Source organism: Lonsdalea quercina subsp. quercina, from assembly GCF_000688655.1.
In the GTDB taxonomy this organism is placed as follows: Bacteria; Pseudomonadota; Gammaproteobacteria; order Enterobacterales; family Enterobacteriaceae; genus Lonsdalea; species Lonsdalea quercina.
Window position 1 is genome coordinate 100,110 of record NZ_JIBO01000016.1, and the last position, 15,005, is coordinate 115,114.

Consider the following 15,005-nt stretch of genomic DNA (forward strand, 5'->3'; position numbering starts at 1 on the left):
TGGCATGCCGATGAAAGTCACGCTGGAAGAAATGCAGGCGTTTGTCGTGGTGGCGGACAGTGGCTCCTTCACCGCCGCCGCCGATCAACTAGGTCAAACCACCTCCGGCATCAGCCGTGCGTTAAGCCGGCTGGAGAACAAACTCGGCGTCACGTTGTTGCACCGCACGACGCGTCGGTTGGTCTTATCCGAAGAAGGCCAGCTGTTTTTAGTGCATGCTCGCGGCGTCATTCAGGCGGTCGAGCAGGCTGAAGAACAGCTGATGCTCTCCCGAGAGCAGCCCTGCGGCCGCCTGCGGATCAATGCCGCGACGACCTTTATGCAGCACGTGATCGTTCCCCTTATCCCAGAATTCCGCCGCCGTTATCCGCACATCCTCCTGGAGTTGAATACGGATGAAGTCTTTATCGATCTGCTCGAACAGCATACCGATATCGCCATCCGCATCGGTGCGCTGCGGGATTCCTCGATCCACGCCCGACGGCTCGGCGCCAGTCAGGTGAGAGTCCTGGCCAGCCCAGACTATTTGCGGCGACAGGGCGCTCCGCGCNCAGTAGAAGCGCTGAATGAGCACACGCTGCTGGGGTTTACTCAGTCAGAGAGCCTGAATCAGTGGCCGCTGCGGCATGCCGGCGGAGAGTTCTTAACGATCACGCCGACCATTTCGGCCTCTAACGGCGAAATGCTGCGGCAGTTGGCGCTGCGGGGAGAGGGAATAACCCGGCTGTCGGACTTTATGACCTGCGAGGATGTGGCGGCGGGTCGATTGGTGCAGATTCTGCCGGAGCATACCGTTGATATGCGCCTGCCGGTGAATGCGGTGTATTACCGAACGCACCCGTTGGCAGGGAGAATCGCCTGTTTTCTTGATTTTTTGAGNGAAGAGATGGCGCAGCACCCGCTATAAACAGGACACAGGAGCGAAGGCTGCGCCGATGAGGATTAGTCGAAAATTTTATCCAGGTGCTCGCGGTAACGGGCGACGNCGCCGTCGATATCGGGCTGCTTGATCACGTCGTTGCAGATGAACGTCGGGAGGGCAGCCAGTCCGATGAACTCGTTGGCCTTATGGAACGGCAGGTAGACGCCGTCCACACCGACGCCGTGGAAGAACTGATCTTTGTCGGTAAATGCTTCCAACGGCGCGTTCCAGGTCAGAGAAAGCATGTAGGTCTTGCCTTGCAGCAAACCGCCTGAGCCATACTTTTTACTGTCGTCGGAACGGGTACGACCGTCGCTGGCATACAGTGAGCCGTGGCCTTCGGTGAAGACTTCATCGATATATTTTTTCAGCGTCCACGGCGCGCCCATCCACCATCCGGGCATTTGATAGATGATGGTGTCGGCCCACAGGTAATTTTGTACTTCCTGCTGGATATCGTAACCATCGTCTACCTTAGTAACGCGGACATCATAGCCTTTTTCTCGCAGGAAATTGGTCGCCACGTCCGCCATCGTGTCGTTCAGCTGTCCTTTGGAATGGGCAAAAGCCTTGCTCGCATTGATAAGCAAAATGTTATGCATAGCCGAGATCTCACTTTTCGATGAGTCGTTAATGAATTAAGAGGTAGTGTACTCAGCGGCATTGAGGAGAAAAATGCATGGTGGCGCATAACACTCTTGACTGATAAGCAACAATCACAGGTAAACGCCAGGNGCAACAGCCATATCGGGCACTGTGACAGTCAACCATAAGTTGCGGTACTATCGCGGGCAGCTTCTATCACACTGACGGGGTTGATCTGTTTGAAAACAGCCAGCGCCACGGTTTAAGGATAATCAATGAGTGAATTGACTCATGACGGCGCAGAACGCCTTGCGCTGCACACGTTTACAGAGAACGCCTATCTCAACTACTCCATGTACGTCATCATGGACAGGGCGCTGCCGTTTATCGGCGACGGCCTGAAGCCGGTTCAGCGCCGCATCGTTTATGCGATGTCGGAGTTGGGATTGAACGCCAGCGCCAAATTCAAGAAATCCGCGCGTACCGTCGGCGACGTGCTGGGTAAATACCATCCGCACGGCGACAGCGCCTGTTATGAAGCGATGGTGCTGATGGCCCAGCCGTTTTCCTATCGCTATCCGCTGGTCGACGGCCAGGGAAACTGGGGGGCGCCGGATGATCCAAAGTCCTTCGCCGCGATGCGTTATACCGAATCTCGCCTGTCTAAGTACGCCGAAGTACTATTGGGAGAGCTGGGTCAGGGCACGGTGGACTATACGCCGAACTTCGACGGCACAATGCAGGAGCCGAAAATGCTGCCGGCTCGGCTGCCGAACGTGCTGCTGAACGGTACCACCGGCATCGCCGTCGGGATGGCGACGGATATTCCGCCGCATAACGTGCGTGAAGTCGCCGCCGCCACGGTGGCGCTGATCGACAATCCGGATGCGACGCTCGACGAACTGCTGGAACGGGTACAAGGCCCAGACTTCCCGACCGAAGCGGAAATCATCACGCCGCGCGAAGAGCTGCGAAAGATGTACCGGACAGGTCGCGGATCCGTCCGTATGCGCGCCGTGTGGAAGAAAGAAGAGGGGTCTGCCGTCATCACCGCGCTGCCGCATCAGGTGTCCGGCGCTAAGGNGCTGGAACAGATCGCCAGCCAGATGCGAGCCAAGAAGCTGCCGATGCTGGAAGACCTGCGGGATGAGTCGGACCACGAAAACCCCACGCGTCTGGTGCTGGTTCCTCGCTCGAACCGTATCGATATGGAGATGGTGATGAACCACCTGTTCGTCACCACCGATCTGGAAAAAAGCTACCGCATCAACATGAACATGATCGGTCTGGATGCTCGCCCCAGCGTTAAAGGGCTACGCGAAATCCTGACCGAATGGCTTGTCTTCCGTCGCGCTNCCGTCCGCCGTCGACTCAATTACCGTCTGGAAAAGGTACTCAAACGCCTGCATATTCTGGAAGGTCTGCTGGTCGCGTTCCTGAATATCGACGAAGTGATCCATATCATTCGTACCGAGGACGAACCTAAGCCGGTGCTGATTAAGCAGTTCAGCCTAAGCGAAACGCAGGCGGAAGCGATTCTGGAATTGAAACTTCGTCACCTCGCCAAACTGGAAGAGATGAAGATTCGCGGCGAACAGGACGACTTGGCGAAAGAGCGAGATCAGTTGCAGGCGCTGCTGGCCTCCGAGCGTAAACTCAACACGCTGCTGAAAAAAGAGATCGAAGCCGATGCCAAAGCGTATGGCGACGAGCGTCGTTCTCCGCTGCGCGAGCGTGGCGAAGCGAAGGCGATGAATGAGCACGACTTGCTGCCCTCCGAGCCGGTGACGATCGTGCTGTCCGAAATGGGGTGGGTGCGCAGCGCCAAAGGTCATGATATCGATCCCGCCGGGCTGAGCTATCGCGCCGGCGATACGTTCCGCGCTGCTGCGCGCGGGAAGAGCAACCAGCCGGTGGTCTTCATCGACACCACCGGCCGAAGTTATGCGCTCGACCCGCTGACGTTGCCATCGGCCAGAGGGCAGGGCGAGCCGCTGACTGGCAAGCTGACCCCACCGCCGGGCGCGACGGTAGAGCAGGTGTTGATGGCGGCGGATGACCAGCGCTTGTTGCTCTCTTCCGACGCTGGCTACGGCTTCATATGCACCTTCAGCGATCTGGTGGCGCGCAACCGCGTTGGNAAAAGCGTGCTGACGTTGCCGAACAACGCGAAGGTCATGCCGCCGCTCAGCGTACAAAGCGACGACGATTTGCTGCTGACGATCACCGCCGCCGGGCGGATGCTGCTCTTCCCTGTAGCGGACCTGCCGCAGTTGTCGAAAGGCAAGGGNAACAAGATCGTCTCCATCCCTGCCGCTCAGGCGGCCAGCGGCGAAGACAAAATCGGCTGGCTGTTTATCATCACGTCGAAGTCTTCTGTGACGCTGTATGTCGGAAAACGCAAGCTGACCCTGCGGCCGGAAGATTTGCAGAAATTCCGNGCGGAACGCGGCCGTAAAGGCACGCTGTTGCCGCGCGGCCTGCAACGGGTGGATCGGGTGGAAGTGGTATCTCCGCCGGCCCCTGAGGATAAGAACGGCGACGCGTAACGCGCGCGTTGTCAGCGCCGCGGCGACCGCGGATGAGATAACTGACGCCTTATTTTTCGGTGTGTTTCACCGGGGGATAAGGCGTTTTTAGGTTGTGCTTCTGACCACGGCGTTCATGCTGAATATTGGATACATTCGGAAGCAAGGTTCGCCGTGTGTTTTGGAAGGAAGCCGCTATACTACGGCGGCAGTTGGCTAATGAGGTTGTTATGGTATTTCTTCTTCGCTTGGTGGTCGTGATAGTGTCTGCGATCCTAATTTGTCTGTTTGGCTTTATCTATTGTTTATTCAGCCCGAAAAATCCGCAGCACGTATCGACGTTTGGTCGTATGTTTGGGCGGCTTTCGTGGGTATTTGGCCTGAAGGTCGAAATTCGCGTTCCTGACGATGCCTCTCGCTACGGCGATTGTATCTACATCGCCAATCATCAGAATAACTATGACATGATCACGGCGGCCAACGTCGTACAGCCTCGCACCATTACGGTCGGGAAAAAGAGCCTGGCCTGGATCCCGTTTTTCGGCCCATTGTACTGGATTACCGGCAACCTGCTGATTGACCGCGACAACCGCGCGCGCGCGCATGGCACCATCGCGCAGGTGGTGCAGCACATCAAAGAACAACACATTTCCGTGTGGATGTTTCCGGAAGGTACCCGCAGCCGCGGGCGTGGGCTGATGCCGTTTAAAACCGGCGCTTTCCATGCGGCCATCGGCGCGGGCGTGCCCGTAGTGCCGATCTGCATTTCCAACACGCATAACAAAGTGAAGCTCAATCGTTGGAACAACGGTTTGGTCATTGTCGAAATGCTGCCGCCGGTCGATTGCAGCGCCTACGGCAAGGATCAGGTCCGGGAACTGGCGGCGCACTGTCACGATGTGATGGCGGAAAAAATTCGGCAGCTCGATGCGGAAGTCGCCGCGCGGGAAGCCGCTAAAAAACGATAGCCGTTAGTCCAGCCGCACAGTCCGGTGGCGGCGTATCAGCAGACCTGAACTTCCTTCGTGAAGTCATAGGTAGCATGCGGNTTTACAGGTTTTCGGAGTGATTATGTCATTAAGCCGACGTCAGTTTCTTCGGGCATCTGGTGTGGCCCTGTGTTCCAGTGCCATACCGTTGACGGCCAAGGCCGATGTTTCTACCAACATGTTACCTATTCCCCCTCTTATCGAGTCCCGACGCGGGCAGCCGGTCTTTCTGACCTTGCAGCGCGCGCACTGGGCTTTTTCAGGCAATCGCAAAGTCCCGGTTTGGGGGATCAATGGCCGCTATCTTGGCCCCACCGTTCGGGTTTACAGCGATGATGACGTCAAGCTGATCTACAGCAACCGCTTGACTGAGCCGGTGTCGATGACTGTCAGCGGTCTACAGGTGCCTGGCTCGTTAATGGGGGGCGCTAGCCGCATCATACCGGCCGGTATGGATTGGTCGCCGGTACTGCCTATCCGCCAGCCCGCCGCCACCTGCTGGTATCACGCCAATACGCCGAACCGCATGGCACCGCACGTCTACAATGGTCTTGCGGGCCTGTGGCTGGTGGAAGATCGCATCAGCCGATCGTTGCCGATCCCCAATCATTACGGCGTCGATGATTTCCCGCTGATGATTCAGGACAAGCAGCTCGACGGATTTGGCACGCCGCAGTNCGACCCGCCGAGCCGCGGCGGTTTCGTCGGCGACATCCTGTTGGTCAATGGCATGCAGACGCCGTTTGTCGAGGTGTCGCGCGGCTGGGTGAGACTGCGATTGCTCAACGCTTCCAACGCGCGTCGTTACGTTTTACAAATGAGCGATAACCGGCCTATGTATCTGATCGCCAGCGATCAGGGCTTCCTGCCCGCGCCGTTGGGGCTGAATCAGCTGCCGATCGCGCCGGGCGAGCGTCGTGAAATCTTGATTGATATGTCGAATGGCGACGAGGTGACGCTGACCGCAGGTGAGTCGGCCGGCATCATGGACCGCCTGCGCGGCCTGTTTGAGCCGTCCTCGATACTGGTGTCCGGCCAGGTTCTAACCTTGAAGCCGACCGGCATGCTGCCGTTGGTGACTGACACGCTGCCTATGCGGTTGATGGCCGACAACATTGTGGATAGCGCTATCAGCCGTACCCGTGAATTCCGGCTGGGCGACACCCTGCCGGGCATCAACGGCGCGATGTGGGATATGAACCGGACGGATGTGCAGACGCAGGTTGGACGCTGTGAGCGCTGGCTCGTGCATGCGGATACGCCGCAGCCCTTCCATATTCAGGGCGCTGCTTTCCTGGTGCGCAGCGTTAACGGCGGCAGAATTCCGCCGGAGGATAATGGCTGGAAAGATACGGTATGGGTGGAGAACGACGTGGAGCTGCTGGTGTACTTCAATCAGCCCTCGGTCGACCGCTTCCCGTTCCTGTATTACAGCCATACGCTGGAGATGGCCGACAAAGGGTCGGCCGGACAACTTGTGGTGCAGGCGAACGCCTAAACGCGTTCGCCCGATGAGGTTAGNGATGCGGGGCTGAGGAGAAACGCTGCTGCAACTCCTGCCAGTCCGGCGCGCCATTCGCGCCGGGCCGGGATACCACGCAGGCGGCGACGCGATTTGCTAGATCCACCGCGTCGGCCAGCGGCCAGTGTGCCGACAGCGCGGCCAGCAGCCCGCCGCTATGCGCATCGCCGGCGCCAATGGTATCGACGACGTCCACCGGATAGATCGGCGCGTGGCGAGGGGGCTGGCCCGGTGCGCACAGCCAGGCGCCGTCTTTGTCCAGGCGGCAAATCAGCGTCAGCTGATGGCGGGCGGCGTACTCTGTGGACAGGGCGATAGGATCGCCGTCGCCGCACAGAAAGCGGGTTTCGTCCCGGTTCAGCGTCAGCAACACGTTGGTATTGTCCAGCGCTGTGATGAAGGCGGTCGGCACATCCGCAATACGCGGTCCGAGATCCACCAGCTTAGGTTGAGGCTGCGCCAGCAGCCAGTCGCGCAGCAGCGCGCCATGCTCACCGCTCAGCTCGTAGCCGCTGGCATAGATCAGCGCGTCTTCCGGAATGACCAACTGCGCCAGCTTCTCCTTCGACCACTGCGACTCGCAGCCGGACACCGATATGAACGTGCGTTCGCCGTTCTCTTCGGCCAGTGCGAGGCACCAGCCGTTATCCTGATCATCGCAGCGGAGCTGCACCTCCAACCCCAGCGCGGCCATCTCCGCCGCGACGCGTTGACTCCACGGTCCGTTGCCTACGGTCATTCCATTGATGACCGGCACCTGAAGTCGACGGAGGGCGCGGGCGACGTTGAATGCGCAGCCGCCGATTTGGTAGCCCAGATCTTTCGCTTCAATATCCTCTCCGCTCTTCGGCAGCCGCTTCACGGCCATGACGTTGTCGCCGACAGCCGCGCCGATCACCACCACAGGCGTGGTGGCCTGAAAGTCCTGCTTCATGATTTCTCCTTGGGTTTACATAGCAAATACAGACCGTACGTCGCCAGGCTAATGCCAAAAGAGAGGAAAATGCCCAGGCTGGAATTGGCGAAGATCCCGACCGCCAGCGGACCGTCGATGAACCCGGTTTTGGTGACCAACAGGCCGCAAACCGATCCTAATAGCCAGCAGCCCAGCGGGATCCAGCGTACGCCGCGGTTTTCTCCATTTAGGCCGAAGAGCGNCGCGGCGGAATAGCCGCGATGCTGCCGCAGGCTCAAATAGTCAAGGATGAACATCGCCGCCCATGAGCCGAGGAACACGCCGCAAAAGATCAGGAATGAAATAAACGGCGTGAGAAAANCGCCGGAAACGAACAGGACGTAAATCGCCACGCCCAGCATCAGAATGGCGTCGATGGTCACGGCTACCGACTGGCGGACTTTAATGCCGATGGTCAGCAGATTGAGGCTGGCGGAGTAAAGGCTCAGTACCGCAATGGTGACGACGCCAGCGGTGGCGGTTAACAGATAGGGGACGGACATCCACGGCGGAAGCACGGTGCCGATCAGCGCGATGGGGTTGGCAGAACTGGCGAGATCGGTCAGCTGAGAAGAGAGCAGTATGCCCGCCAGCATCAGCAGAACCAACGGCAGGCTGGCGCCGCCGACCACGGCGGCGAAGATGCTTCGGCGCGGCGTGGCAGGGTGAAGATAGCGGCTATAGTCCGCGCCCGCGATGGTCCAGCCGACCCCGGTGCCTGCGGCAATCACGGAAAGCGCTGGCAGGAAACCGGTCAGCCAACTGCCGGACGGCATCGCCAGCACCTGCTGCCACGGCGTATTGAACAGAATGAAGATGACGACAATCAGCGTCATAGTGCCGAAAATCTTGCTGAACCAATTTTGCATCGCGAACAGCACATTTTGACCGAGCAGGCTGACGATGATGGTCAGGCCGGCGAACAGCACCAGACAGATAGCGGTCAGCGTATGGCTGGCGTTGAAGCCCACCGCCGTAAATAGCGCGGCCAGCGTCATAGTACCGGTGATGACGTTGACGGCTTCCCAGCCGATCAGGCAGAACCAACTGAACGCAGTAGGGGCGATATTGCCGCGTAACCCGAAAATGACGCGGGAAAGCGTCAAGGTCGAGGTCCGGCCCGTTTGTCCGGCAAAGGAGGTGTAGCCCACAAGAGAGAAGCTGGCGACGCCGATGACGGCGGCCAGAACGGACTGTATGAAGGAGAGTCCGAAGGAGACGATGATGGCGCCGTAAACGATGCCGAGAATGCCGATATTCGCGGCGCACCAGATCCAGAAAAGCTGTAGCGGGGTGNCCGTTCGTTCGGCCTCGGGCACCAGATCAATACCTGTTTCTTCTACCTTCCAACCTTTGGGTTCAGGTTGTGTATCACCTCGTTGCGTTCCATCCATTCCAATGTGCTCCTCTTTATTCTGAATGCATAAAGTTTTGCAGCATGAGGAGTTAAGTCAATCTCATTGGCCTGATTGATGATGGAGACCCATGCTGCGGGAAAGGCGTTGATGCCATGAAGCGCACCGCAAATCGCGGTGGCCATCGCGCCAATTGTATCCGTATCGCCGCCAAGATTGGCAGCTAATATCGCACAGCGTTGAGGTTGAGTGACGGCGAGGTCGACGAGCGCCAGCGCCATTGGCACGGATTCCAGCGTATCCATGCCTGCGCCCAGCGTATCGTACAGTTCTGAAAGCGCCAGAGCGTCAGGCACATTACGCAGCGTAGCGGCCTGGGTGAAAGCCTGTTCGATGCGGCGGCTCAGTTTTGGACTGAAGGTGGTGATGCGCTGAAGTTGGACTTCCTCCGCCAAGCGAGGCAATTCGTTTTTGATCGTCTTCCACTCCGCGCCGTCGATGGCGCGGCTGATGGCCCAGGCAATGACTACTGCNCCCGCAACGGCGATATCGGACTGATGCGTCGGGCTGCAGGAGAGCCGTACCGCGTGGATAAACGCGGCCTTATCGGCGGTGGACATTAGGCAGCCCATTGGCGCTACGCGCATGGCGGCGCCGTTAGTCACGCCGTTAGCGTTGATTTCATGCACGGGGGTGCCGGAACGAATGGCGTTCAACGCGGCCTTGGAACTGGGGCCAAGAACGTTTTTTTCAAATGCGTTGATGCGCGTCGCCCACGCCAGAATGTGTCGGGCTATGCGTTCAGGCTCGACGGCGCCTTTGGCTTCGATCACGGCGTTAATCAGCGCGATGGCCTGTTGGGTGTCGTCGGTGAATTCTCCTGCGATGAGACCGCAGGCGGCGATATTGACGTCTGGTCCTGGCAGAAAGCAATCGATCCAGCCAAAGTGCTGGCGGACCCGTTCCTGCGGCCAAAGTTCTGATGGCATCCCCATCGCGTCACCCGCCGCTTGCCCATAGAGACAACCGAGGATGGCGTCGTGGGGATGTTTTATTACGGTCATGAAGACCCCTGGTGTTGGCTTAGTTTCCTAATACCGTGGCTAATGTATAAAAAGCGTGCGTTAATTGCAAGTCCAATTTAAAGCCTTTATGATGCCAATGTAAATCCTAGGTACGTTACCCTGCATATTATAAGTATCCAGGCGGTGGGGAATTGATAAAAATTGCCTCATCAAAGATCCCAACCACAAGGCAGCTATGGAAGAATTTTTTATTCAGTTACGGTCCTTGCTGGACAAACCGTCATCTGCTCCGCGCTACATGCAACTGGCTAAAGCGCTCGAACATACTATTCAGCAACGGCGTGACCTAAGTGGTCATTTTTTACCGCCGGAGCGTCAGCTTGTGCAACTGTTGGGGCTGTCCCGCGTCACCGTTTCTCGTTCTCTTGCGCTGCTTGAGCAGAAAGGGTTGATTCTCCGCCAGCAGGGCGTCGGCACGCGCATCGCCCTCCAGCTCGACTATGCGTTAACCAGCGATGAACCAGGTTTTTCCGCGCTGGTTCAACAGCGGGGCGGCGTAGCCAGCAATAACGGGTTGGAACGTATTACCGACGTTGCCATGACTCCTGCGCTGTCATTGGCGATGAATCTTCCGGAAAGCGAAGTGCTGACCAAACTTCGTCGCGTCAGACTACTGAACAATGAGCCAGCGTCGCTCGAGACGGTATGGATCCCTCAGCGGTGGTTACCTCAACCGGAAGAAATTGAACATTCGCTATACGGTTATTGGCGCGAGCGGCACATCTTTCCAGAAAATCGGCGTTATCGCCTACGCGCCGTCAGCGCAACGCGGGAAGTGTCGAAACTGCTGAAAGTGCCGAACGGCATGCCGTTGCTCTTCAGCCGCCAACNCACCTTCGACGCCAAGGGCGAATTACTGGAATATTGCGAAATTTATTGCCGTAGTGATATCTACGAATTTGAAGTGTCTGACTAAACGTGCCTGCCGGTGCGCAGCGCCGGCCTGNCCGGCGCTGCGACGGGAGGCTATTACGCGTCTGCGGGGGGCTGATCCGGATCGGGGCCGAGACGCTTGCCGCTGTCTAGCGTAGCGATCTGGCTTAACTCCTCTTTTTCCAGTTCGAAATCAAACACATCGAAGTTCTCACGGATGCGGGTCGGCGTCACGGATTTCGGGATCACGACTAACCCGTTATCAAGATGCCAGCGGATAACGATCTGCGCTGGCGTCTTACCGTATTTTTTCGCCAAATCGCGGATGACGGGCGTATCAAATACGCCTTTCCCGCCCTGCGCCAGTGGACTCCAGGACTCTGTCTGAATGTGATGCGTGGTATTCCAGGCATGCAGCGAGCGCTGTTGCAGCAGCGGATGCAGTTCGATCTGGTTAATGACCGGCATCACGCCGGTGGCTTCCTTGAGACGCTGCAGATGGTGCGGATGAAAGTTGCTGACGCCAATGCTTTTGGTCAGCCCCTGTTCCTGCAGTCGAATCAAGCCCCGCCATGCCTCGATATAGGTATCGTCTGGGCTGCCTTTGGGCGGCCAGGGCCAGTGGATCAGGTAGAGGTCGACATAGTCCAGCTTCAGCTTGCGAAGGCTCTCCGTCAGCGCCTGTACCGGGCGACCTTGATCGCTGTTCCAGAGTTTGGTGGTGATATACAGCTCATTACGTGGCAGCCCGGCAGACTTCAACGCTTCGCCCACAGCGGCTTCATTTTGATAAATGGCCGCGGTATCGACGGCCTTGTACCCCGTTTTCAGCGCTTCATTCACCGCAACGATCGTGTCTTCATGGCTGGCTTGCCATACGCCCAGTCCCAACTGCGGGATGGTTTTGCCGTCACTCAGTTTAATGATGGGTTGTGTCGTCATAGCATTCTCCTTGTTCCGGCCCGACCACGGAGCGCGGTCGATGCCGACTGCAGGTCCGCTTTACGGCTTGCCGTAAAGCGAATAACGGCGGTTTACGCAATGCGAAAAGCCGCCGGAGTGCGTGTTACCGCGGGGGAATGTTTTCCCGATTGGCAGCGCTAAACAGCAGTGTAGCTGAAAGCTGAAGGGGGGCGATTTGCCTTAGCGGGCGGCCTCGTAGACGCGTTGGCTGTCGGCCAGCGTAATGTCCTTGTGTTCGCCCAGCGCCGTCATACCATGTTCCTCAAGCTTTTCCACCAGCGCCGGGATGCTGCTGCCGTCTAACTGATAGTCCGACATCCGCGTGGGGACGCCCATACGTTCGAAGAACCCGCGGGTGGCTTCAATCGCGCCGTCAATGCGGCCCTCTTCGCTGCCATCGCGGAGGTTCCATACCCGCTCAGCGTACTGTAGCAGTTTCTCCCGTTTCTGCGCTTTACGGTCACGCAGCATGGCAGGCAGAACGACCGCCAATGTCTGCGCATGGTCCAGACCGTGCATGGCGGTCAGCTCATGTCCCAGCATATGGGTGGACCAGTCTTGCGGGACACCGGCGCCGATCAATCCGTTCAAAGCCAGCGTGGCGCTCCACATCACGTTGGCGCGCACGGCATAATTATCCGGCTCTTCCAGCGCGCGCGGACCTTCCTCGACCAGCGTCAGCAGCAGCCCTTCGGCGAAGCGATCCTGAACCTTCGCGTCGACCGGGTAGGTCAGGTACTGCTCCAACGTGTGGACAAAGGCATCAACGACGCCATTGGCAATCTGGCGTTCAGGCAAAGTATAGGNGACGACCGGGTCCAGCACGGCAAACTGCGGACGTACCAACGTCGAGTGAAACGCTTGTTTGTCGCCGCTGGCTTTCCGTGTGATCACCGCGCCGCTGTTGGACTCGGAACCGGTAGCCGGGAGCGTGAGCACCACGCCGATCGGCAGCGCCTGAGTGATGTCCTGTCCGCCGGTTTGCAGGATATGCCACGGATCGTCCGACGCCGTGTAGTTTGCCGCCGCCGCAATGAATTTGGTGCCGTCCGCCACTGAACCGCCGCCGACGGCAAGCAGGAAATTGATGTGCTCCCGATGCACGACCTCCACGGCCTTCATCAGCGTTTCATACGTCGGATTGGGTTCAACGCCGGAAAACTCGGCGATGCTGCGGCCCGCCAGCGCGGCGTGGACCTGGTCGAGCACGCCGTTGCGTTTGATGCTGCCGCCGCCGTAGACGATCAGAATGCGCGCGTTTTGAGGGATTTCAGCGGCGATGCCGGCGATTTGTCCTTCTCCGAACAGAATCTTGGTAGGGGTATGCAGGGTAAAATTATTCATAGATTACTTATCCAGTTTGAAGCCTTGCTGAAGCAGGGCGGGTAGGACTTCGGGGAAGTAGATGTGCTGGTAATAGTCCGCAGTGTTAGGTCCCCAGGCGGCGCCGTCGGTGCGGCCGATTTCTTCCCAATGTTTCGTCAGCGTTTCATCGTATTGTTTGATGGCGTCGTCCAGCGAGTCGTCCTGATACACTTCTTCATGACGGAAGGTGCTGATGGGCAGACGGGGCTTCTGATGCGCCGGTTGGTCGACGTAGCCCAGGACCAGACCCGCGACAGGGAACGTGTGTTCCGGCAGTTCAAGGAGTTTGATCATCGTCTGCGGATCGCGGCGGACGGCGCCGATGGGGACGATGCCCAGTCCATAGGAATGTGCTGCGGCGATCAGGCTGCCCAGGGCAATGCCCACATCGGTACTGCCGGAAACGATGCTCTCCACGCTTTCGTGCGCGTGCTGTTCAAAGCCCGCCAGGGCGATGGCTCGTTCGCTTTTATGCATGTCCAGCACCAGCGTCAGGAAGACCGGGGCCTGCGCAATCCAGGCTTGTCCGCCGGCCAGTTCGGCGATGCGGGCGCGNCGCGCCGGATCGCGAGTGACGACAACGGAAACCTGTTGTGAATTAACGGAAGTCGGGGCGCGGTAGGCGGTTTCGATGATCGCGGAAAGGACGTCTTCAGGAATCGCCTTGTCCAGATAGCTGCGTTCGCTGCGATGGCTCGTCAATAACTTGATTGTCTCGTTCATTCTTTCCATCCCTTCGTTGTTTTGATTTTCTTTAGTCCATCGGAGTGTCCGACGGCGTGGTCTGATATTCATTCTCGGGATCTGGCGGCGAGGGTACAATGCTCATTTCTGTTTCGTTATTGCCTATTTCTGCAAAGGAGTGCAGGAATTGATGCTTGACGGCCGCATTTATGTCATTTTATTGCCATATTCTGCAAAGGATGAAGATATGCAAAGTGAAACACAACGCCAGCGGCTGGCGCGCATGGCCAGGCAATATGTGGGACAAAGCTGCGTCACCGTCACGCCGATCCCGCAGGTCAGGGTCATCTATGCCGAAGAGCACTGTGTGCGTCGGCCGGTGATGTATGACCCCAGTATCGTCATGATGTTTCAGGGCCACAAAGTGGGTTTCATGGGCGAAAAGACCTTCCGCTATGATCCGGACAACTATTTGCTGATGACGGTGCCGTTGCCGTTTGAATGCGAAACCTTCGCTACGCCGGAGCAACCGCTGATTGGCCTTTCGATACGTATGGAAAGCGCGATGTTGCAGGATCTGCTGATGGACATTGGCGACGATGAGTGCCCGGAACGTCCGAGCGCCGACACCACCGGGGTATGCAGCGTACCGCTTGGCGACAAAATGCTGTGTGCGGCGGAACGGTTGCTGGAGGCGATGGCGACGCCCAAAGACGCCAAAGTGCTGGGGCCGGGCATCGTGCGTGAGATCATCTATTACGTGCTCTGCGGCGTAGGCGGGGCGGCGCTGCAAGCGGTGGTCAACCGGCATACCCACTTCAGCCAGATCGCGCGCGCGTTGCGGCGCATCGAACACGACTATGCGGACAGCCTGAACGTCGAGCAGTTGGCTGCGGACGTGAATATGAGCGTGTCGGCCTTCCATCACAATTTCAAGGCGGTGACGAATACCTCGCCGCTGCAATATCTGAAATCTTATCGTTTGCACAAGGCGCGATTAATGATGCTGCATGATGGACTAAAGGCCAGCGCCGCCGCGCTGCGGGTCGGGTATGAAAGCCCGTCGCAGTTCAGCCGGGAGTTTAAACGCTATTTCGGCACGACGCCGGGCGACGAGGTGGTGCGGCTACGGTCGGGCAGCGCGCTGGTGGAAGGTAATTAACAGACGTCGCCGCGCAG

The 15,005-nt window shown here is 58.2% G+C and carries 13 protein-coding genes; 6 read left to right on the forward strand and 7 right to left on the reverse strand.

What is annotated here, in order from left to right:
• Nucleotides 1-10 precede the first annotated feature (10 nt).
• Entirely contained in the window at nt 11-907 is an 897-nt protein-coding gene (locus RZ35_RS14945) for a LysR family transcriptional regulator (RefSeq protein ID WP_026744049.1), read from the forward strand.
• A gap of 35 nt (nt 908-942) precedes the next feature.
• On the opposite strand, the gene RZ35_RS14950 is transcribed toward RZ35_RS14945, so the two are convergent.
• Nucleotides 943-1,524, reverse strand: a complete 582-nt coding sequence (locus RZ35_RS14950) for an NAD(P)H-dependent oxidoreductase (protein WP_026744050.1) — start codon at nt 1,522-1,524, stop codon at nt 943-945.
• Between the two features lie 258 nt (nt 1,525-1,782).
• Between RZ35_RS14950 and parC the strand changes: the two genes are divergently transcribed.
• The 3 genes from parC (at nt 1,783) to ftsP (ending at nt 6,522) form a co-directional block, all read left to right on the forward strand.
• Nucleotides 1,783-4,056 carry a DNA topoisomerase IV subunit A gene (gene parC / locus RZ35_RS14955; protein WP_026744051.1) on the forward strand — a complete coding sequence of 758 codons (2,274 nt, stop codon included), beginning with the start codon at nt 1,783-1,785 and terminating at the stop codon, nt 4,054-4,056.
• A gap of 209 nt (nt 4,057-4,265) precedes the next feature.
• The gene (locus tag RZ35_RS14960) at nt 4,266-5,003 is read left to right on the forward strand and encodes a 1-acylglycerol-3-phosphate O-acyltransferase (RefSeq protein WP_026744052.1); all 738 of its coding nucleotides are present in this window, start codon (nt 4,266-4,268) and stop codon (nt 5,001-5,003) included.
• Between the two features lie 103 nt (nt 5,004-5,106).
• On the forward strand, nt 5,107-6,522 hold the full coding sequence (gene ftsP, locus RZ35_RS14965) for a cell division protein FtsP (protein WP_026744053.1): 1,416 nt from the start codon (nt 5,107-5,109) through the stop codon (nt 6,520-6,522).
• A gap of 19 nt (nt 6,523-6,541) precedes the next feature.
• Here ftsP and RZ35_RS14970 read toward each other — a convergent pair whose 3' ends face one another.
• From RZ35_RS14970 to RZ35_RS14980, 3 genes are all read right to left on the reverse strand, one after another.
• Nucleotides 6,542-7,480, reverse strand: a complete 939-nt coding sequence (locus RZ35_RS14970) for a PfkB family carbohydrate kinase (protein WP_036153579.1) — start codon at nt 7,478-7,480, stop codon at nt 6,542-6,544.
• Nucleotides 7,477-8,895: a purine-cytosine permease family protein gene (locus RZ35_RS14975; RefSeq protein ID WP_026744055.1), complete on the reverse strand. Its 1,419-nt coding sequence runs from the start codon at nt 8,893-8,895 to the stop codon at nt 7,477-7,479. Before RZ35_RS14975 ends, RZ35_RS14970 begins: the two co-directional genes overlap by 4 nt.
• Entirely contained in the window at nt 8,841-9,920 is a 1,080-nt protein-coding gene (locus RZ35_RS14980; RefSeq protein ID WP_051625593.1) for an ADP-ribosylglycohydrolase family protein, read from the reverse strand. The genes RZ35_RS14975 and RZ35_RS14980 overlap by 55 nt, the downstream gene beginning before the upstream one ends.
• 259 nt (nt 9,921-10,179) lie before the next feature.
• Here RZ35_RS14980 and RZ35_RS14985 point away from each other — a divergent pair, with 259 nt between their 5' ends.
• Nucleotides 10,180-10,857 carry a GntR family transcriptional regulator gene (locus RZ35_RS14985; protein WP_099049275.1) on the forward strand — a complete coding sequence of 226 codons (678 nt, stop codon included), beginning with the start codon at nt 10,180-10,182 and terminating at the stop codon, nt 10,855-10,857.
• A 53-nt stretch (nt 10,858-10,910) separates the two neighbouring features.
• On the opposite strand, the gene dkgA is transcribed toward RZ35_RS14985, so the two are convergent.
• The 3 genes from dkgA to RZ35_RS15000 form a co-directional block, all read right to left on the reverse strand.
• A complete protein-coding gene (dkgA, locus tag RZ35_RS14990) occupies nt 10,911-11,756 on the reverse strand; it encodes a 2,5-didehydrogluconate reductase DkgA (RefSeq protein WP_026744057.1) in 846 nt (281 codons plus the stop codon).
• Between the two features lie 201 nt (nt 11,757-11,957).
• On the reverse strand, nt 11,958-13,121 hold the full coding sequence (gene yqhD / locus RZ35_RS14995; protein ID WP_026744058.1) for an alcohol dehydrogenase: 1,164 nt from the start codon (nt 13,119-13,121) through the stop codon (nt 11,958-11,960).
• A gap of 3 nt (nt 13,122-13,124) precedes the next feature.
• Nucleotides 13,125-13,865 (reverse strand): nitroreductase family protein, encoded by a 741-nt coding sequence (locus RZ35_RS15000; protein ID WP_026744059.1) that lies wholly within the window; start codon nt 13,863-13,865, stop codon nt 13,125-13,127.
• Nucleotides 13,866-14,073: 208 nt separating this feature from the next.
• Here RZ35_RS15000 and RZ35_RS15005 point away from each other — a divergent pair, with 208 nt between their 5' ends.
• The gene (locus tag RZ35_RS15005; RefSeq protein WP_026744060.1) at nt 14,074-14,988 is read left to right on the forward strand and encodes an AraC family transcriptional regulator; all 915 of its coding nucleotides are present in this window, start codon (nt 14,074-14,076) and stop codon (nt 14,986-14,988) included.
• The last annotated feature ends 17 nt before the right edge of the window (nt 14,989-15,005 follow it).

Bases quoted from the DNA above. Each gene is read 5' to 3' on its own strand.
- RZ35_RS14960 (WP_026744052.1), top strand. From the start codon at position 4,266: ATGGTATTTCTTCTTCGCTTGGTGGTCGTGATAGTGTCTGCGATCCTA.
- dkgA (WP_026744057.1), bottom strand. From the start codon at position 11,756: ATGACGACACAACCCATCATTAAACTGAGTGACGGCAAAACCATCCCG.
- RZ35_RS15005 (WP_026744060.1), top strand. From the start codon at position 14,074: ATGCAAAGTGAAACACAACGCCAGCGGCTGGCGCGCATGGCCAGGCAA.